This window comes from Verrucosispora sp. WMMD1129 (assembly GCF_029581255.1).
Classification (GTDB): Bacteria; Actinomycetota; Actinomycetes; order Mycobacteriales; family Micromonosporaceae; genus Micromonospora; species Micromonospora sediminimaris.
On record NZ_CP120741.1, the window covers coordinates 606,877 to 625,662 of the forward strand.

Here is an 18,786-nt window from a genome sequence, read left to right on the forward strand (position 1 = left end):
GATAAAGCGCTACTAAACTGTTGTGAAGAAACAGTCGCTGGTGCTGAATCGTCGGGCGGCCGAGAATCTCCTCATGAGCAGCCCGTCGATGACCGAGCCCGCCGCCCCGATCCTGGCCGTCCCCGAGAAGCCGGTCACCGGGTACGCCGGGCGCGCGGAGCGGCCCCGGTCCTGGCCGATCGTCACCGCGGCCGGGACCACGGTGCTGCTGTGGGCCTCGGCGTTCGTGGGCATCCGCTTCGCCGGGCACGACTACTCCCCCGGCGCCATGGCGCTGGGCCGCATGGTGGCGGCGTCCGCCGCGCTGAGCGTCTTCGTCGCGGTCACCACCCGTCTGCGGCGCGCCCGAGCACCGCACGCCACGACTCGGGACACCCTGCCCCGTGGTGGCACGTTGGGACTCGTCGCGCTCTGGGGCGTGGCCTGGTTCGGCGGGTACAACGTGGCGCTCAACGCCGCCGAGCGGCTGGTCGACGCCGGCACGGCGGCCCTGCTCGTGGCGGTCGCACCCATCCTGGTCGCGGTGGCCGCGGTGCTCGTCCTGGGCGAGCGACTCACCGGCCGGCTCGGCGTCGGGGTAGCGGTCGCCTTCGTGGGCGTGGCCCTGATCGCGGCCAGTGGTTTCACCGGGCACGCCGACAAGGTAGGCGTCGGGCTGGCGGTGCTCTCCGCGCTGTTGTACGCCTTCGGCGTACTGCTCCAGAAGCGCCTCCTGGCGCGGATGGCCGCGCCGACGATGACCTGGCTCGGCGCGCTGGCCGGGACGGCGGCCCTGCTGCCGTTCGCCCCCACCCTGCTCGCCGAACTCGCCGCAGCCCCGGCACCGGCCACCATCGGCGTGCTGTTCCTGGGCGTCTTCCCGACCGCGATCGGCTTCCTCACCTGGGGTTACGTGCTGTCGCGCTGGACGGCGGGGCGCACCACCGCCGCCACCTACCTGGTCCCGCCGGTCACCGTCCTGCTGTCCTGGACGCTGCTGGGCGAGGTGCCGGCTCTGTTGGCCCTGCTGGGCGGCGCGCTCTGCCTGACCGGCGTGGTGTTCGCGACGCGCCGCTGAGGGGCGTGGGCAGCCAATGGTGGGGCAGCGCACGCCGGCCGGGGGCCGGCGTGCGCCGCTTCCAGAATGAGCTGCTCAGCTACAGGCAGCGCCGTTGAGGGTGAAGCCGGTGGGCGGGGCGTCGTTGCCGCCATGAGTGGCCTGGAAGCCGATGGTGACTGAGGCTCCCGGCGGTATGGACGGGTTGTAGCTGACGTTCGTCGCAGTCACCTGACCGCTGGTTGGTGAGTACGTGGCACCCCAACCAGAGGTGATCGTCTGCCCGGCAGCGAGGGTGAATCGCAGCGACCAGCCGTTGACGGCGCTCGTGCCGGTGTTGGTGATGGTGATGTTGTCGACCAGGCCGTTGTTCCACGCGTTGACCGCGTTGGTCACCCGACACGCCCCCGTGGGCGGCTCGGTGGTCGGGCTCGGGGTGGGCGTCGGCGTCGGCGTCGGACTGACGGTCGGAGTGGGCGTCGGGGTGACCGTCGGCGTGGGTGAGGCGGACCCTTCGGTCAGGACGATCGTGGAGATGCTCCGGGCGGGAACGTTCACCGTCGCCTGTCCCCCGCTGATGTTCACCGCCTGGGACTGGGCGCCCGAGGTGCGTGAGGTGACGATGTACTCGGCCGACGAGATGTTCTGCGGCACCTGGACGACGGCGTCGTTGACCGCGTTGTTCGACCGGTTGAGCAGCACCAGCACGACCTTGCCCCGGCCACGGTAGGCGGTGACCTCCAGCCCGGAAGCCCGCGAACTCTTCGACACGCCCACCCGGCGGTCACCGGGGCGGACGTACTTGGCGTACTGGGCGAACGCCTGGCCACGCTTGAGGACGGCGCCCTTGGTGGTCCCCCACTGCGCCTCACCGTCACCGATGAAGGAGTAGAAACGCCGGCCGTACCACCAGATGTAGGCGCTCCAGTTCGCCTCCATCGACCTGTGCACGGTCCGCATGATGTCGTCGAGGGTCTCGTTCCAGACGGCCGTGTTGCCGGGGTCTCCCCAGATGTTCGAACCGCTGCCGTCGGCCGCGTGCAGATTCCACTCGGTCATCCACTGGTTCTTGCCGTACTGGGCGGCAAGCGGGTACGGAGAAAGGTTCCCGCTGTTCTCGGCGTCGTACAGGTGGCCACCGACGTAACCGATGTTGTTGCGGGCGGTGGCGTCCTGCAACGTGGGGTCGGAGTACTGGCGTGCGAACCGCAGGGACTCGCCGACCATCAGCTGGGTGTCCCTGACCCGGGCACCGTGGTCGCGGACGAAGTTCCGCATCTCGGTACCGGTCCAGTCCATCGAGTCGTAGTCGGGGTGCCAGTCCGGCTCGTTCTGGACCGAGGTCACGTCGATGGTGACCCCCCGGCTCTTCATGAACTGCACGTAGCTGTTCAGGTGTTCCGCATAGTCGTCGTAGTAGTCGGTCCGGAGCTTGCCGCCGTTGATCCTGCTGTTGTTCGTCTTGAAGTGGGCGGGCGCGGTCCACGGCGAGGCGAGGATCTTGACGTCGGAGCCGTAGGACTTCGCCGTTTGCAGGCTGCTGGCGTACAGACCCCATTCGCTCGATACGGGCGACACCACGGTCCGCACGATCGACAGACCGAGCTGTCCCGGCCCCGTACCGACGAGGGTCTGGGTTTCGCTCGTCGTCCACGGGTCACCGGAACCACCGAAGATCGGCGTCGCGGCCCCGAACCCGTCGATCGTCTGGAAACTCGAAGCGGTGTTGACGGTGATGTCGGGTGTCGCGGCCAGCGAGGGCGGCGCGGTCAGGATTCCCGCCACGGTGACCAGCGAGGTCGCCGCCGCGAGCACGGTGATCGCGCCGGCTCCGTGCCGCCGACGCGACGGTGGGACGTTGTCAGGTTGGGCAAGCCTCATCGGGCTTCCTCTCTACCGCCGCTGCCAGGCAGCGGCGGCACCTCGCGCAGCTGGGCACGCCCGGTCAGCCCGAGCGGCCGAACGGCAGCGAGCCAACCGCCTGCCGTCGCCCCCAGCTACAAGTCGATCAGGAACGATCCGCTCCCGCGCCGTTGCCCTCGGCTCGGGTGACCATCGCTGCCACTCCCCGGCACCGCATCGACGGTCATCTTGCCAGCCCTGCCCAGCGCACTGCAATCGTTTGCCGAACCGACAGGCCGACCCATCACACCGGGCGGGACTCCGGATGGGGCCGGGATCGGCCGTAGACTCCCCCAGATCACGCTGTCGGTCGATGCACCGGGGTCGGAAGGGTGTCCGTGGCGAGTGACGCGAACGGAGGGAACACGGTCCCGCCTGCGCCCCACGTCGAGGTGCCACCTGCCCGCGGGGACCGGCGCAACCGATGGATCCTGGTCCTGGGGATCGTGACGACGGTGGTGGCGGTGGCAGCGGGCCTGACCGTGTGGGTCGCCGGACGGAGACCGGAGGTGCACACGCCAGGTGACCCACCCCGTTCGGCACCCACCCGGTTCGACCCCGGCCAGCAACTGTTCCGCCTCAGCTTTCTACCTGGCCCTGTGCACCAGGTCCGCTACCAGACCGAGCCGGACATGCACATCATCGACATGGCCGGACGACCCGATGACCCCCGGCAGAGCGACGAGGTCTCGACCGCATCGACCTGGCGCGTCGAGGTCTTGATGGCGGCACGGGACGTCGATGTCCATCGTTATGATCGGGAGTACGACCAGGAGGCCGGATGGCGCGTCCCGGGTGAGTCCGTCGCGCCGGTACGTGGCCGTCCCGCCTTTCAGAACGAGGGCGGCGTTCTGTCCTGGGAGTACGCGCCGGACGCTTGGATGCGAATTGCGGCGTCCGGTGATGACCCACATGAGATGACGCGTCAGGTGGCCGAGGGCATTCGCTGGGAGACGACGCCACTGGCCTTGCCGGTCCAGGCGATGGAGCTGCCCGACGGTGCCGTGCTCGGCAGCGCCGACCTGCAATGGGCCGACGACGAGCTGTGGCCCCACGACGCCCCACTGAGGAACTACGCCCACGCCCAGTACGTGCTAAAGCCGATCAAGGGTTACCGCGGCTACCTGAGGCCCGACATTCAGGTCGGCATCAGCACCGACAGCCTGGCCAGCGGCAGACACAACGGCACCGATGACGTGACCGTGTCGGGCCGTGCCGCCACCGCGGCCGACTGGGTCAGGAATGGCGAAGGGGTCTACCGGGTGGAACAGCTTCCCGGTGGGTGCGCTGAGTGCGTCGCGGAGACAAGAATCATGAGCCGGCGCGGCAACGAGGCGCTGGGGGGCCGAGACATGGCGCTACGGCTGGCGGCCTCGATCCGGCTGGCCGACGGCGTCAAGGATCCCGCCGACTGGCGAGCGCGATGAGTCGACCGGCAACCGTTCGGTGGCCATAGGGATTTGTGGCAGTGCAGGAGGTCGCGACCCGGCGTGTCGGATGCCGGCACTGCCACAGATCGGTCCACCGACTCCGCAGCAGGGTCGTCTTAGAGCTCTTAGGCGGGCGACGCCGAACGCTGCCGGGCGACGCTGGGCCAGCACGGCGAACTATCGCCGAAGTGGGATGATGGGACCATCGATCGAGCGGTGCCGAGAGCCGGTCGCGAGGAGTGTCGAGTCGATGAACCTTGACCCGTTGTGGACCGACCTGACGACTGAGCTGTTGGACATCCTCGCCTCATACCGATCCCGGGTAGCCGAGTTGAACGTGCGGGAGAAGGCCGACCGCACCCTGCTCACCGAAGCCGACCTCGCGGTCGAAGACATGGTCATCAGCAAGATCCGGGCGGTGGACCCTGATGCTCGCGTGCTGGCCGAGGAGTCGGGCAGTGGCTCGTGGCGGCCCGGCCACGACGAGGAACCCGAGCGGATCTGGGTGATCGATCCGATCGACGGCACGGCTGAGTTCGTCAATCCGCACAGCACCGAGTTCTGCTCCGTGGTGTGCCTGCTGGAGCGACGGGAGCCGGCTGCCGCGCTCATCGTCGCGCCGGAACTGGGAGACGGTGGTAAACCGATCGTGGTGGTCGCCTCTCGGGCCGACGATACGATCAGAGTCAACGGCAGACCGGCGACGTACAACCGCGAGCCGATTCGTGTCGCATCCCTGACCCGCAGCGCCCGATCGGAAGCCCCACCGCACGAGATCGGCATGGCCGAGGCAGGTTACGCCCTGAAAACGCGGACCACGTCACAGACGCTGGACATGCTGCGTACCGCCCTGGACCTCACTGATCTCGCGGCGGGTGCGCCGCGCTTCGACCTTTTCTACCGCCCTCGGCAGAAGGTCTGGGACGGCCTCGCAGGCTTGTGTCTCGGTGAGATCGTCGGTCTAATGTCCACAGACGTGAATGGGAAACGGCATTTGCCGGTGCCCATGGAAACGCTCGCCCAACCTGAGCCGACTTTCGCCAGCACCGTTCTGGGTCGCCCGGAGGCCGTCAAGTGGTTCGTGGAGCTAGCCCGGGACTCCCCCATCGGAACACCGAAGTCCTCGTAGACGTCACCTCGATCATCAGCGCGGAAGATTTCGTCGTTGCGCAGAACCGCGGGACTCGGCCCGACGACCCGTTCGCCCGCCAAGCGTTTGTCGAACTGATCCAATCTCTGATCTTCATGGACCGGGTGTGGGTGGCGCATCCGGTACTCGCCCGACCTTCGGCCGCCGACTTCGGCGCCAGACCGTATCTCCTCCGGGCGTTGGCCGACGTGGGACTGTTGCACCCGCTGCAACTCGACGACGACGAGACCAACCGGATGCGGGACGCCGAGGAGACGGCGCTGCACGAGTTGCAGAGCTGGCGCGGCAACCAGGTCCTCGGGCAGTTCATCGGGCAGGCTGTCACCTGCGACGATGCCCTGCCCGACTCACGGAACTCGCTGTCGAAGCGCATCCACGGCTGGTGCGCCTTCCAGGCTGCCAATGTACGGGTAGCCGGTCATCACACGGATCGGATCACCACCGCCGACGGGGTCGAGGACGACCCTTTCGGCACCTGGGCACGAGCGGCCTCGATCGTGCTACGTGGCCCGCTGCGACTGATGGCGCCGCCTGGCGAGGAGGTCTACGTCGCGGCGACACTGGCGCGCGGGCTGAAGTATCAGGCACGTGCGGACGCCACCAGCCTGTCCTACCAGGCCCATCCCGTCCGGCGCGACTTCCTGCTGACCTTCGACCTCTCCACCGAGGGTGCGACGGAAACGGTGGTGCTCGACGTCATCAAGGCCATCCGGGGGATCCACGAGTCCCTCGTGACGGCGGCGGACGACAATGACACGCACCGCGTACAGCTTCTCGAACTCGAACTTCCGCTGTTGGGCGGCCGTCTCTGGCAGGCGGATGAGACCGGGCGGCTCGGTGAACGCGAATGGATAGACCTGATCGTCGCCCGGATCGCCGATTACCGGGACAAGGCAGCCGAGCTGCGGGCCGCCGTCGCCCGCTGCGTCACCGACGAGGATTATCTCCGCCTCGCCCGCGACATCAACGGGGCGAAGCGACAACTCCTGGAACGGCTCGGCCTGCGCCGGGTGGCGCTCTCGCCGGTCGAACAGGAACTGGTCAACGGGGTGGCATCGGTGACCGAGTCGGTGCCCGGTGTACCCAAGGTCGCCGGCATGTGGATCGGCGCACGGGCACTCGGCAAACAGCTCTCCGCCACCGGCACGCCGGTGCAACGCTTCCTCTACAAGGAGTTCTACCGCGCCTGGAAACGCGCCGGCCGCTGACCCAACCCTCCACCCGCCCCGGCCGCCACGCTTGTCGATCATGCAGTTGTGGCACCTGACAATCGGCGCATTCTTTCCATTCCTCGTGCCACAACTGCATGATCAGCGACAAGGTGGTGGTGGATCAGCGGGTGAGGCCGACGAGGGTGGCCAGCCGGGCCACACCGGGCGGTGCGGGTCGTCCCCGGGCAAGCTCGCCGAGGAGGGTACGCGTCGACGGCCGCGCCCGGACCTCGGCCGGTGCGACACCGTCGGCCGCCACCAGCATCCGTCCCGCCCCGGCCAGGTCACCGGCGAGCAGGTACGCCCGCGCGGCATCCACCAGATAGGCACCCCGATACTCGGCGGGCAGCCGCCGCCAGCCCTCTCGCCGGATCACCAGCTCGTGCCGACCGAGCGCCTCGCCCAGGTCGCCCCGCCCGACGGCCACCACCACCCGGGTCAACTCGACGGCGACCGCCCCGAAACTCGTACGCTGCGGGTCATCCGCGAGGGCCACCCGGACGTCCCGCTGCTGCTCTGCGACCTCGACCTGGTCCGCGAGGTCGGCGGCCCGGCCGAGCAGCGCCTCGGCCTGCCCAGGCTCGCCGCAGCTCGCGGCGGCGAGGGCGGCCTGGAGCAGCAGCGTCCCACCCACCGCCAACTCCTGCGCCCGCCGACCCGACGACACTGCCCCGCCTGCGGACGGCCGAGGTGTGGTCAGCCGCTGTGCGGCGGCGACGGTGGCCGCCAGCGCCAACCGTTCCCGGCCGGCGAGCCGCAACGCCTGCCCGATCGAGATGGCCGCCGTACCCGTCAACACCGCGTCCCCGCCCGCCGCCGCCACCGCCCGGTCGGCGGCCAACCACCCAAGGGCGGCCTCCCCCAGTTTCACCAGCACCGACGAGGCGACCCGGTACGCCTGCACCGGCGACTCCGCGTGCTCGAACGCGGACGACATCCGCACGGCATCCAGCAACCCCGGCAGTGCCCGCACCACCTGCGCATACTGACCATGCTGAAAACTCAACCAGGCGTGCCCTACCTGCCGACGCAGCTCCGCCGTCGACACCGGAAACGCCGCCTGGCACACCCCGTACCGGGCAAGCGCCGCCCGCACCTCATCAAGCCCGTCGGGTACGCCGACACCGGCCGGCGGCGTCGGCTGGCCGAGCAGCACCGCCGGGTCGACGCGCAGCACCTCGGCAATAGCCTGGATCACCGAGAACTTGTCGAGCCGGCGGGCACCCCGCTCCACCTTGTCGACCCAGCTTTTCGACTTCCCGAGTCGGTCCGCGAGGCCCTGCTGCGTCATCCGCCGCCGCACCCGCCACTGTGCCACCCGCCGCCCGATTGGCACCTCACTCCGGCCGGTCACGCCGCCACCGCCGATCCGGCACCGCCCGCGTGGTCTCCTCCACCGGTACGCGCTCCGCCTCAGCCTGCTCCAACAGCCGCCGCTTCGCCGCCTTCCGCTCAGCCGCCTCAATCCGCTCACCTCTGCTAATCGACTCGTCGCGGTTCATGCCACCCTCCGTCGCCTCGGAGCGCCGTCGCTTTCGGCACCCGGTAGCAGCGAAGCCGACTGTCGATCGGCGGGACAGATGGCGGCCGACGTGCGGCATTGCGTTGAGCTAGCAATAGGTTGTGCGGGGTTGCGCGCCTCCCGATGGCGGTCCAGGAGGCCATAAGCTCATCACCGGCAGTAGCCGATTGAACTCGAAAGGTGCAAGCCATGGTGCGACCGGTCACTAATGAGGCTTTCGCAGCCGTGCTGGGTGACGCGGGCTACGGCAACGCCCGCGCTGCCTTTGCCCGCCAGCTCAATTACGCCGGACGCACTTACGGCACATGGCGGTACGACGCCGCCAGCGTCTACTGGTGGCTACGCGGGCGCCGCCCTGCTGACCAGGTGCAAGCCATCATGGCCGACGTACTCAGTCGTAAACTTGGTCGTCCAGTCGCGATCACGGAGTTGGGCTTCACGACCGCTCAGGTTGCCGAGAACCTCTCCTACCCTGCGTCTACCGCTGACGCGATGGAATCCGCCGAGCGACTCTGGACGATGCTGACCAAGCAGGTGAGTCCCCAAACCGACGAAGCTTTCGACAACGCCACTGCCTTAGAGTGTGTTTGAGAAGGTCTGTTGTGGACGGTGTGGCGGCGTGACATCTGTTGCCGGGGCGGGCAGGGTGGCGCGGTGGTTGCACGTCGCGGTTACCCCTCGGACCTGACTGACGCCCAGTGGGCGCTGATCGAGCCGTTGTTGCCCGAGCCGAGCACGGACGGCCGCAGGGAGAAGCATCCGCGTCGGGAGATCGTGAACGCGATCTTGTACGTGGTGCGGTCGGGGTGTCCGTGGCGCTATCTGCCGGCGGATCTGCCGCCGTGGCAGACGGTGTACTGGTACTTCACCCGGTGGGAAGAAGCCGGCGTCACCGAGAAGCTCCTGACCACGCTGCGGGTCAAGGCGCGGGTGCAGCAAGGCCGTCAGCCGGACCCGTCGGCGGGGATCATCGACTCCCAGACGGTGAAGGGCGCGGATACCGTGGGTCGGGACAGTCGGGGCTACGACGCCGGGAAGAAGGTCAACGGCCGCAAGCGGTTCATCGTCACCGACACCCTGGGACTGCTGGTCGCCGTCACCGTCCTCGCCGCGAGTTGGCAGGACCGCGACGGTGCCAAGACCGCCCTGCTGGGCGCCTACATGATCAGCCCGATCCGGCATGTCTACGCCGACCAGGGCTTCGCCGGCCGCCTGGTCGACTGGACTCGCGACACCTTGCGCACCACCCTGGAGATCGTCCGTAAACCCGCTGACCAGCGCGGCTTCGCCGTCCACCCACGTCGGTGGGTGGTCGAGCGGACTCTGGCCTGGCTCACCGCCTGCCGCCGCCTGGCCCGCGACTACGAACGCCACCCGGCCATCTCCGCAGCCCTCATCCGCTGGGCCGCCATCGCCGGCATCACCCGCCGCATCACCCGCGGCCAACCCGCCCGCCGGCAACCCCGCCGCACCTTCACCAGGACCTGATCAACTCCATCTCAAACACGCACTTACAGGCCGCCTTCGCCTGGCGGTACGACTGGCCCGACAAGTCGGTCAGCCGGTCCGGCCGACAGTCAGTCACCACGGCCGAAGTTCAGTCGCTGTACGCCCTCGCCGACCACTTCACCGACCTTGACCGGCGTCATGGAGGCGGCTCTCCGCGCATCCGGACCCTCATGGCCGACCTCCTATTGCGCCAGGTCGCCCCAATGCTGCACGGCACCTACAGCGACACCGTCGGGCGAGAGCTCATGCGCGCAACCGCCACGCTCACCGGCCAACTTGCCTTCATGTCCTATGACGCCGGCGACCACGGTATAGCTCAGCAGCACCTGATCATTGCCCTTCGGCTCGCCAAGGCAGCTGACGACCGCCTGTACGGTTCACACCTGCTGGCCAATCTCGCGACCCAGGCCATCTACCTCGGGCACACCCAGGACGCAGCACGGCTCGCCGAAGCAGCAATCGACGGAGCAGGTCGAGCCCCTGCCGCCGTCCTCGCTCGCCTTTACACCACCGCCGCCAGCGCCTACGGCCGCTCGGGTGACAAGCGGGTCTGCCAAGCGGCACTGGCGAAGGCTGAACGTGCTCTTGGCCGGTCGACCCCCGGAGCCGGCCCCCGCTGGACCAACTACTTTAGCCCGGCCCATTTCGCCGGTGCCGCGTTGAAGTGCCTGAGCGATCTACAGCTGAGCCGACAGGCACTACGGCACCACCCCGATGCGATCGCACTTGGCGAGCGGAACCCCAGGACGCTCGCCCTGCACACGGCACTTATCGCAACAAGCTATGCGCGAGCCGGGGACTTCGACGCTGCTTGCGGGTGGGGCTGGCAACTAGCGCAGCATGCGACGGAGATTCACTCAGCGCGCGTGAAGAAGCGGATCCGGGAACTCGTCACCATCCTCGGACCACACCAGTCCGCGTCCCAGGTCAACGACCTCCTTCATGCTCTCGGAGCGACAGCGTCGCCCGTCTGACCCAGAGCCAAAGCGAGACATGTCCGCTAACGTCACCGAAGTGACCTGGACGGAGCCCGCCACCTGGTACGCCAACCTCGCCTCCTTCTACGCCGCTGCGGCCGCCTTCATCACAAACCCGGCCGGCGATGTACTCCTCGTCAAGCCCACCTACCGCGACCACTGGGCCTTCCCCGGCGGCTACGTGGACGAGGGCGAGTATCCCCACGAGGCATGCGTCCGAGAGATCACGGAAGAGTTGGGCGTTAGCGTGAGTGTCGGCGGGCTGCTTGTCGTGGACTGGGCACCTCCCGCCGGCAAGAGGCCACGATCGCTTGCAAGCTTCACCTTCGACTGTGGCTTGCTCACCGATACAGATCAACTCTGCCTGTCAAAGGATGAGTTGGAAGACGTCGCCTTCTTCTCGCTACAGCAGGCCGCGCGACACCTTCCAGATGATGTCGCACCACGAGTCGCAGCTGCGATGCAGGCTCGCGCTCGGCGCGTCCCGGTGTACCTCGCGGGCATGCCGTACCGGCTCTGACTACTCGAACCAGTCTCAGCAACACCATCGGGACGAAGTGTCGCTCGCCAAGTCCCCCTCATGGCTTGCTCCACGGTGGTCGATCATGCGGGTCCACCAACCACCTGACGGACACCGTAAGTGTGGCTATCGCGAGCGCCGGATGAGCCTGGTGACCATCGGATCCGTATGATTTGATCTAGCTGATCAACGGAGGCAGGCAGATGATCCAGCACGAGGAGCGGAACGAGTCGCGCGAGGCGGCCCACGAGCCACGCGAGGAGTACTTCGACAACCAGCCGCTAGGAGTCGAACTGGAGGAAGATGAGCCTGATGAAGACGAACAGATCGCCCGACCTTGGGACCCAAACGCTATTCGGGTCTCAACCAAAACGTTCTCCATACGCCAAGTCCTTGATCAGATCGATGAAGAAGATCTAGAGCTAGCCCCAGACTTCCAGCGGAACCTTGTTTGGAAGGGGCCACAAAAGTCTCGCCTTATCGAGTCGATAATTCTGCAAATCCCCCTACCCGCCTTCTATTTTGCAGAAGATGAAGACGGCATGTACCGAGCGGTGGATGGGTTGCAACGTTTGTCAACAATCCACTCTTTTGTACGCAACCAGGCGTTCGCGCTGCACGGCCTAGAATACCTAAAAACTGCGATTGGGCAGAGGTTTGACGACCTCCCACAGGCATGGAAGCGTCGGATATTCAGCAGTCAGCTGGTTGTCCATGTCATCGATCCCTCCACGCCGACTGACGTAAAATACAACATATTTAAGCGTCTCAACACAGGCGGCTCCCCCCTTAACGCACAGGAAATTCGCCACTGCATGAGCGGCAACCGCAGCCGAGATTTCCTGGCAGAGTGCGCAACATTACCAGAGTTCGAAGCCGTTATCGGCGAGGCACTGAGATCTAGAGTGCGCATGACGGATCGAGAAATGGTCCTCCGCTTCTGCGCCTTTCGCTTACTAGGCGTCGATGCGTATGAAGAGCAACGCTACCGAGCAATGGAACCCTTTCTAGATGAGGCTACTAGAAGGCTGGATGACCCTAAACAGGTACCGGAATCAACACTAAAGCTACTTCGACACGACTTTAGGCAAGCAATGGACAACAGTTACAAAATTTTCGGAGATCATGCATTCCGCAAATGGCCGCTAGGCAAAGACAACCTTAGCCCCTTCAACCGGGCTCTATTCGAGTCATGGTCGGTCGCACTTGCCGAAATAGATCCAGCAACAGTTTCCAAAACCCGCGGCAAGATCGTCGAAAGGGCCCGGATTTTGATGTCAAACGATGCAGACTACATAACGGCAATAACTACCTCAACTGGCGATGCCAGGAAAGTGCGGTATCGGTTTCGGAAGGCCGCCGAATCCGTGCAGGAAAGCCGATGATAGAACGCATCAAAATACGGAACTTCAAGTGTTTTCGTCAGGTTGATCTGCCTCTTCGGTGCCTGACGGTTCTAACTGGCACTAATGGTGCAGGAAAGAGCAGCCTGATTCAAGCCCTTCTCCTAGTTCGCCAAGCTAGCGAGGACGAACGAGCTTCTGTCGTACAACTGAACGGACCATACGGTCTTGAAATCGGCGAAGCCGATGACGCTCTTCACGCCGCCGCCGAAGACCAAGACATACAGGTATCTTTGAGCATTGCAGGTAGCTGGCGGGATTTTAACTTCTCTGCAGTTATTGAGGAACGAACTCTGCACCTTCCAATCACCCACAGGCCAAAGCCGCTTCCCGAAGCGCTTAGCGCCCCCGGCATGCCCTTCACTTATCTAAACGCCGAACGACTGGGACCTCGTGACCAACTTTCGGTAACCTCCGATGAAATCTTGAATATTGGCGTAGGAGTTCGGGGCGAGTATGTGGCACAAGCGATCACTTTACGAGAGCGCGACGTAGTCGCGGAAGCATTAAGACATCCAGGTGCACCGGCGGTTCAGACCTTACGGGCACAGGTTGAGGCGTGGATGTCCGACATCGTACGGCCAATTCGCATTGAAGCCCAGTGGCCACTCGGCATGACTGCCAGCATGATTCGGTTCCAGGCGCCAAACATGGAGTCTCAATCGCTCAGACCGGGAAACATCGGCTTCGGCGTCTCCTATTCACTTCCAATTATCGTTGCCGGGTTAGCAGTCGGACACGGCATCCTGATCATTGAGAATCCTGAGGCTCATCTCCACCCAGGAGGACAGTCCAAGCTAGGAAGATTTCTGGGTCGGGTGGCCGGCACTGGCGCCCAGGTAATCATAGAAACGCATAGCGACCACATACTGAACGGCATTCGTCGCGCCGCAGTCGATGATCACACTATAGATCCGTCGGACCTTGTAATTCATTACTTTGACGGATCCGAATCATCACCTATTCCGATTGATGTTGGCGTCGGAGGACGCATGTCCAGCTGGCCTCCTGGCTTCTTCGATCAGTTAGACCAAGACCTTGGAAGGCTTGCATATGCAAAAAGGGAAGCCAGACGAGCCGCTCAGAATAGTGATCGATGAGTCAAGCCTTACGTTTCACAGCGCTAATGATCTACAGGCCGAAGAGGCTCTCGACGAATTTAACGACACGCTTTCCGAACTCCTTCGATCCGGCATTCCAGTAAGCAAAGTCTCGTTTTGCCTAGAATTTGAGTGCCGGGCGGGATTACCTCTTTACGCCCTCCTGTACGAGAGATCAACCAACATCGACGTCGACACACTCCGCCGCTGTAGCGACCTACTCGATAGATGCGCCGACTGGGACGAAGATGTTTACGACGTCGTCACCAGTTGCGTAGTATCGGAAAAGCCGGTGGAGAGTTGGTCAATAGGATATGCAGTGTTGCGGTCAAGCGGTCACTTAATGGCTTGCCTAGTGTGCCCAACAACTGAAAGACGAGGCTTACTTCCAGCTACCACCGGAGACGCTAGTGCCGAAATATTCTTTCTAGCGGGAACCTCAGACACGATCGAATACTGGCAGCTCGTCTTGTCGCGAGAGAGGATTGCATTTGAGCAGTTCTTCACGGTTGCCAAACGAGCATTTCCGAAACTTGCATTTCACCCCGATCTGGACTTCCGAAGATTCCGCGCCCCCTACGATGAAGTGTACAACTGGGTTGTTCTAGCACTCACAGTGATCAACAACTTTCTCACCGCCTCATTTGAGTCCCGGAAGGGCGTGCGTCAAGCAGTTCAGGCCGATATCGCTTCCTACGGAGTAGACGTCTCGCCCGAAAGTTCCCAGACTCACAAGAACACGAGGGCAATCAATCAACGGACCGTCAAATATGACGGTGTGGCTTATTTGTGCGAATGGCACGCAAAGCGGACCTGGAACACCGACAGAATTCACTTCACCACGCCGAGAGCCTTTCCGGGCGGACAAATATTGATCGGCATTTTCGTGGACCATCTCGACACTTAGACATGAGTTTCAAACACTTCCACCGGTTCTCCCCTGCAGAAGAGAACCGCGAATCGACAACAAGCCACCCAGCCACCACGCGAACTAGCGGGAGGCTAAAGCGCCACGATCGCTGCTGTTTCGGCTGGTAGTTCGATGCGGTCGCGTTGCACTGTGACGCCGCTACCGGTGGCCAGCAGGACGCGCCGCGCCACCCCCGGCAACGTCACCCGCTGGGGTTTGCCGGCCAGGTTCGCCGCGACCAGGCAGCCACCCCGCCGCATCACCAGGAACTGGTCGCCGTGGCGTACCTCCATCGCGAACAGGTGTGGATCCGACAGCTCGGGGCGGGACTTGCGCAGCGCGATCAGGCGGCGGTGGAAGTCGTACATCTCGCGGTGTTCGGGTTTGTCCAGCTCGGCCCAGTCGAGCCGGGAACGGAGGAAGGTCTGCGGGTCCTGCGGGTCCGGCACGTCGCCGGGGGGCCAGCCGTGGGCGGCGAACTCCGCACGGCGACCGGAGACCACAGCGGTCGCCAGTTCCGGCTCCGGGTGCGAGGTGAAGTACTGCCAGGGCGTCGAGGCGGCCCACTCCTCCCCCATGAACAGCATCGGGGTGAACGGCGCGGTCATCAGCAGGGTCGCACCCACCCGCAGCAACGCCGGGGAGAGCGAGGCCGACAGACGATCACCGACGGCGCGGTTGCCGATCTGGTCATGGTTCTGGAGGTAGGCGACGAAGCGGTGGCCGGGGGTACGCGGGTCGACCGGGCGGCCGTGTTGGCGGCTGCGGAAGCTGGACCAGGTGCCGGTGTGGAAGAAGCCCCCGGTGAGCACCTCCACCAGGCATTCCATGGTGCCGAAGTCACCGTAGTAGCCCTGCCGTTCGCCGGTGAGCAGGGTGTGCAGGGCGTGGTGGGCGTCGTCGTTCCACTGGGCGTGCAGGCCGTGGCCGCCGGCCTCCCGGGGGGTGATCAGCCGGGGGTCGTTGAGGTCGGACTCGGCGATCAGGGACAGCGGGCGGCCCAGATGCGTCGAGAGCGATTCGACCTCGACGGTGATCTCTTCGAGGAGGTGCACGGCGCGGGTGTCGGGCATGGCGTGCACGGCGTCCAGCCGCAGCCCGTCGACGTGGTAGTCGCGCAGCCACATCAGGATGCTGTCGATGATGAAGCGGCGTACCCCGTCGGAGTGCGGGCCGTCCAGGTTGATGGCCTGACCCCAGGGGGTGTGCCGCTCCCCCACATAGGGCGCGAACTTCGGCGCGTAGGCCCCGGAGGGCCCGAAATGGTTGTAGACGACGTCGAGGATCACCCCCAACCCCTTGGCGTGGGCGGCGTCCACGAAACGTTTCAGGCCGTCCGGCCCGCCGTAGGGTTCGTGCGGGGCGTACCAGCAGACGCCGTCGTAGCCCCAGTTGTGTTCGCCGTTGAACGCGTTGACCGGCAGCAGTTCGATCATGTCGACACCCAGGTCGACCAGGTGGTCGAGTTTGCCGATCGCCGCGTCGAAGGTGCCCTCCGGGGTGAAGGTGCCGACGTGCAGCTCGTACAGGATGCTGCCGGGCAGCTGCCGGCCGGTCCAGGAACCGTCGGTCCATCCGAAGGCCGCGTGGTCGTAGATCCGGCTGGGGCCGTGCACCCCGGAGGGCTGCCAGGCCGACCGGGGGTCGGGCAGCGGCTGGTCGTCGTCGAGCAGGAACGCGTAGTCGGTGCCGGCGTCGGGCACCTCGACCCGCCACCAGCCGCCCCGGCCGGCACGCATCTCGTGGTCCGCCGCACCCGGCAGGTGCAGCCGTACCCGTGTCGCCTCGGGCGCCCAGACGGTGAACTCGGTCATGACGCAGCCTCCCGGGTCAGGTGGTGGGCACCAGCAGCGCGACGGGATAGGTGGTCAACAGGTCCGCGAGGCGGACCTGAGAGCCACTGTAGACCCGACCGGTGAACAGGCACGACATCTCTTTAACGGGTAGTGACAGGGTGGTCTCCCGCCAGCCGCCGGCCGCCGCCAGTCGCAGCGGCAGCCGGGTGGCCACGGCGACCGCACCGCCCCGGTCGAAGGCCACGGCGTGCCGGGCCGCCGGCCCGTGCACGATGAGCGGCTGGTAGTCGCCGAACAGTTCAGGGTGGTCGCGACGCGCCCGCAGGGTCCGCGACACCACAAGCAGTTTCGCCGCGCCGGTCTCGTCCACCGGCGGCTGCCAGCCGGCGTCGAGCCGGGCCAGCAGTTCCCGGCGTACGCCGAAGTCGACCGGGCGGCGGTTGTCCGGATCGACCAGCGAGTTCTCCCACAGCTCGGTGCCCTGGTAGGTGTCGGGCACCCCGGGCATGGCCAGTTGCACGAGCTTCTGACCCAGCGAGTTCGACCAGCCGGGCGGAGTGATCTCGGCGGCGAAGGCGGCCAGCTCCGAGCTGACGGCCGGGTCGTCGTACATGGCGTCGACCAGGGCGTGCATGGCCCGTTCGAAGTCCGGGTCGGGCTCCGTCCAGCTGGTCGAGGCCGCCGCCTCCCGGGCGGCCTTTTCCGCGTACGCGTGCAGGCGCTCGCGCTCGATGGGCCAGGCGCCGACGGCGGTCTGCCACAGCAGGTGGGCCAGGGCGGCGTCGGGCAACGGCACCGCCGCCATCCAGCGGGTGACCGCGTCGGCCCAGCGCTGCGGCAGCTCGGCGAGGACGGCGAGGCGGGCGCGGACGTCCTCACCACGTTTCGTGTCGTGGGTCGACAGGGTGGTCATGCTCGCCGGCCAGCGCTCGTGGCGGGCCGCGGCGAAGCGGTGGAACCGGCCGGGCCGGGTGCCGAAGTGGGTGGGGCTGCCGCCGACCTCGTTGAGCGCGATGAACCTGCTCCACCGGTAGTAGGCGGTGTCCTCGACGCCCTTGGCCATCACCGCGCCGGTGAACTGTGGGAAGCGGCGGGCCAGCTCGTCGTCGGGGTCGCGCAGCCGGCGGGTGATCGCGTCCAGCGCGCCGGTCAGGTCGGTGCGGCGGCGGCCGGCCTCGGCGCGGGCGTTGGCCAGGTGCCGTGCCCCCTCGGGCGGGTAGCCCCGGTAGACGGCGAAGGCGGCGGCGAGTTCGGCCAGGGCGGCGCGGGCCGTGTCCGGGTCGACGTCGGGGGCGAGCGCGGCCAGCCGGGTCAGTTCGGCGGCCAGCAGCCGGGTGGCGGCGCCGAGTTTCGTGTCGTGGGTCAGGTCGGCCCAGGAGGTGGCCCGGCCGGCGAGGCGGGTGTCCAGGGCGGTGAAGTCGGCTTCGGCGTCGCCGTCGACGAAGAGCCCGCCGACGGCGCCCAGCGCGTCGTAGCCGGTGGTGCCGTCGACCGGCCACGCCGGCAGTTCCTCGCCGTACTCCAGGATCTTCTCCACGATCAGCCAGGCCTCGGGGGCGGCTTCCCGCAGCCGGGCCAGGTAGCCGGCGGGGTCGCGCAACCCGTCGGGGTGGTCGACCCGGATGCCGTCCACCTCACCGGCCGCCGCCCAGGCCAGGATCAGCTCGTGGGTGGCGGCGAACACGTCCGGGTCCTCCACTCGCAGCCCGGCGAGGCTGGAGACGGCGAAGAACCGGCGGTACGTCAGCTCGGCGTCGCCGCGTCGCCAGGAGACCAGCTCGTAGTGCTGCCGGTCGTGCACCTCGCGGGCGGCGCCGTCGCCGGTGCCGTCGGCGATCGGGAAGCGGTGTTCGTGGTAGCGCAGCTCCCCGTCGGCGAGCTTCAGGTCGTCGAGCGCGTCGGGGGTGTCGGCGAGCACCGGCAGCAGCAGCCGGCTCCGCTGCCAGTCGATGTCGAACCAGGCGGCGTACGCCGACTCGCGGCCCCGGCGCAGCACGTCCCACCAGGCCGGGTTGGCTGCCGGTACGGCCACTCCGGCGTGGTTGGGGACGATGTCCACGACCAGGCCGAGGCCGGCGTCCCGCAGTGCCCGTAGCAGCCGCTGCCGGCCGGCCTCGCCGCCGATTTCCGGGTTGACCTGCCGGTGGTCGACGACGTCGTAGCCGTGCGCGCTGCCCGGTGCGGCGGCCAGCAGCGGCGCGCTGTAGAGGTGGGTGACGCCGAGGTCGGCGAGGTAGCCGGCGAGGCCGGCGGTGGCGTCCAGGTCGAAGCCGGGGCGCACCTGCACCCGGTAGGTGGCGCCGACGGGCTTCGCAGGCAT

At 66.5% G+C, this 18,786-nt stretch carries 16 protein-coding genes; 11 read left to right on the plus strand and 5 right to left on the minus strand.

The window, feature by feature from the left end; translation table 11 throughout:
- Positions 1 to 73: 73 nt before the first annotated feature.
- Positions 74 to 1,057: a DMT family transporter gene (locus O7624_RS02805; protein ID WP_282238785.1), complete on the plus strand. Its 984-nt coding sequence runs from the start codon at positions 74 to 76 to the stop codon at positions 1,055 to 1,057.
- Positions 1,058 to 1,132: 75 nt separating this feature from the next.
- On the opposite strand, the gene O7624_RS02810 is transcribed toward O7624_RS02805, so the two are convergent.
- Positions 1,133 to 2,917 (minus strand): cellulose binding domain-containing protein, encoded by a 1,785-nt coding sequence (locus O7624_RS02810; RefSeq protein ID WP_282238786.1) that lies wholly within the window; start codon positions 2,915 to 2,917, stop codon positions 1,133 to 1,135.
- Positions 2,918 to 3,570: 653 nt separating this feature from the next.
- Here O7624_RS02810 and O7624_RS02815 point away from each other — a divergent pair.
- The 3 genes from O7624_RS02815 to O7624_RS02825 all read left to right on the plus strand — a co-directional run bounded on the left by O7624_RS02815 (position 3,571) and on the right by O7624_RS02825 (position 6,726).
- Positions 3,571 to 4,365, plus strand: a complete 795-nt coding sequence (locus O7624_RS02815) for a hypothetical protein (RefSeq protein ID WP_282238787.1) — start codon at positions 3,571 to 3,573, stop codon at positions 4,363 to 4,365.
- 253 nt (positions 4,366 to 4,618) lie between these two features.
- On the plus strand, positions 4,619 to 5,497 hold the full coding sequence (locus tag O7624_RS02820; protein ID WP_282238788.1) for an inositol monophosphatase family protein: 879 nt from the start codon (positions 4,619 to 4,621) through the stop codon (positions 5,495 to 5,497).
- A gap of 116 nt (positions 5,498 to 5,613) precedes the next feature.
- A complete protein-coding gene (locus tag O7624_RS02825; protein ID WP_282238789.1) occupies positions 5,614 to 6,726 on the plus strand; it encodes a hypothetical protein in 1,113 nt (370 codons plus the stop codon).
- 124 nt (positions 6,727 to 6,850) lie between these two features.
- Here the strand turns inward: O7624_RS02825 and O7624_RS02830 are convergent, their stop codons facing one another.
- Complete coding sequence (locus tag O7624_RS02830) at positions 6,851 to 8,083, minus strand: helix-turn-helix domain-containing protein (protein WP_282238790.1); 1,233 nt, start codon at positions 8,081 to 8,083, stop codon at positions 6,851 to 6,853.
- On the minus strand, positions 8,067 to 8,231 hold the full coding sequence (locus tag O7624_RS02835) for a hypothetical protein (RefSeq protein ID WP_282238791.1): 165 nt from the start codon (positions 8,229 to 8,231) through the stop codon (positions 8,067 to 8,069). Before O7624_RS02835 ends, O7624_RS02830 begins: the two co-directional genes overlap by 17 nt.
- Before the next feature lie 209 nt (positions 8,232 to 8,440).
- Here O7624_RS02835 and O7624_RS02840 point away from each other — a divergent pair, with 209 nt between their 5' ends.
- The 7 genes from O7624_RS02840 to O7624_RS02870 all read left to right on the plus strand — a co-directional run bounded on the left by O7624_RS02840 (position 8,441) and on the right by O7624_RS02870 (position 14,667).
- The gene (locus O7624_RS02840) at positions 8,441 to 8,842 is read left to right on the plus strand and encodes a hypothetical protein (protein ID WP_282238792.1); all 402 of its coding nucleotides are present in this window, start codon (positions 8,441 to 8,443) and stop codon (positions 8,840 to 8,842) included.
- Between the two features lie 63 nt (positions 8,843 to 8,905).
- Complete coding sequence (locus O7624_RS02845) at positions 8,906 to 9,739, plus strand: IS5 family transposase (RefSeq protein ID WP_282237755.1); 834 nt, start codon at positions 8,906 to 8,908, stop codon at positions 9,737 to 9,739.
- A 191-nt stretch (positions 9,740 to 9,930) separates the two neighbouring features.
- Positions 9,931 to 10,734, plus strand: a complete 804-nt coding sequence (locus O7624_RS02850; protein WP_282238793.1) for a hypothetical protein — start codon at positions 9,931 to 9,933, stop codon at positions 10,732 to 10,734.
- Positions 10,735 to 10,774: 40 nt separating this feature from the next.
- Positions 10,775 to 11,257 carry an NUDIX hydrolase gene (locus tag O7624_RS02855; protein WP_282238794.1) on the plus strand — a complete coding sequence of 161 codons (483 nt, stop codon included), beginning with the start codon at positions 10,775 to 10,777 and terminating at the stop codon, positions 11,255 to 11,257.
- Between the two features lie 203 nt (positions 11,258 to 11,460).
- Positions 11,461 to 12,642 carry a DUF262 domain-containing protein gene (locus tag O7624_RS02860; RefSeq protein WP_282238795.1) on the plus strand — a complete coding sequence of 394 codons (1,182 nt, stop codon included), beginning with the start codon at positions 11,461 to 11,463 and terminating at the stop codon, positions 12,640 to 12,642.
- Complete coding sequence (locus O7624_RS02865; protein ID WP_282238796.1) at positions 12,639 to 13,760, plus strand: DUF3696 domain-containing protein; 1,122 nt, start codon at positions 12,639 to 12,641, stop codon at positions 13,758 to 13,760. Before O7624_RS02860 ends, O7624_RS02865 begins: the two co-directional genes overlap by 4 nt.
- Entirely contained in the window at positions 13,714 to 14,667 is a 954-nt protein-coding gene (locus O7624_RS02870; protein ID WP_282238797.1) for a hypothetical protein, read from the plus strand. The genes O7624_RS02865 and O7624_RS02870 overlap by 47 nt, the downstream gene beginning before the upstream one ends.
- A gap of 95 nt (positions 14,668 to 14,762) precedes the next feature.
- Here the strand turns inward: O7624_RS02870 and treZ are convergent, their stop codons facing one another.
- Together treZ and treY are read right to left on the minus strand one after the other, a co-directional pair.
- Entirely contained in the window at positions 14,763 to 16,484 is a 1,722-nt protein-coding gene (gene treZ, locus O7624_RS02875; protein ID WP_282238798.1) for a malto-oligosyltrehalose trehalohydrolase, read from the minus strand.
- Between the two features lie 16 nt (positions 16,485 to 16,500).
- Positions 16,501 to 18,786, minus strand: a complete 2,286-nt coding sequence (gene treY / locus O7624_RS02880; protein WP_282238799.1) for a malto-oligosyltrehalose synthase — start codon at positions 18,784 to 18,786, stop codon at positions 16,501 to 16,503.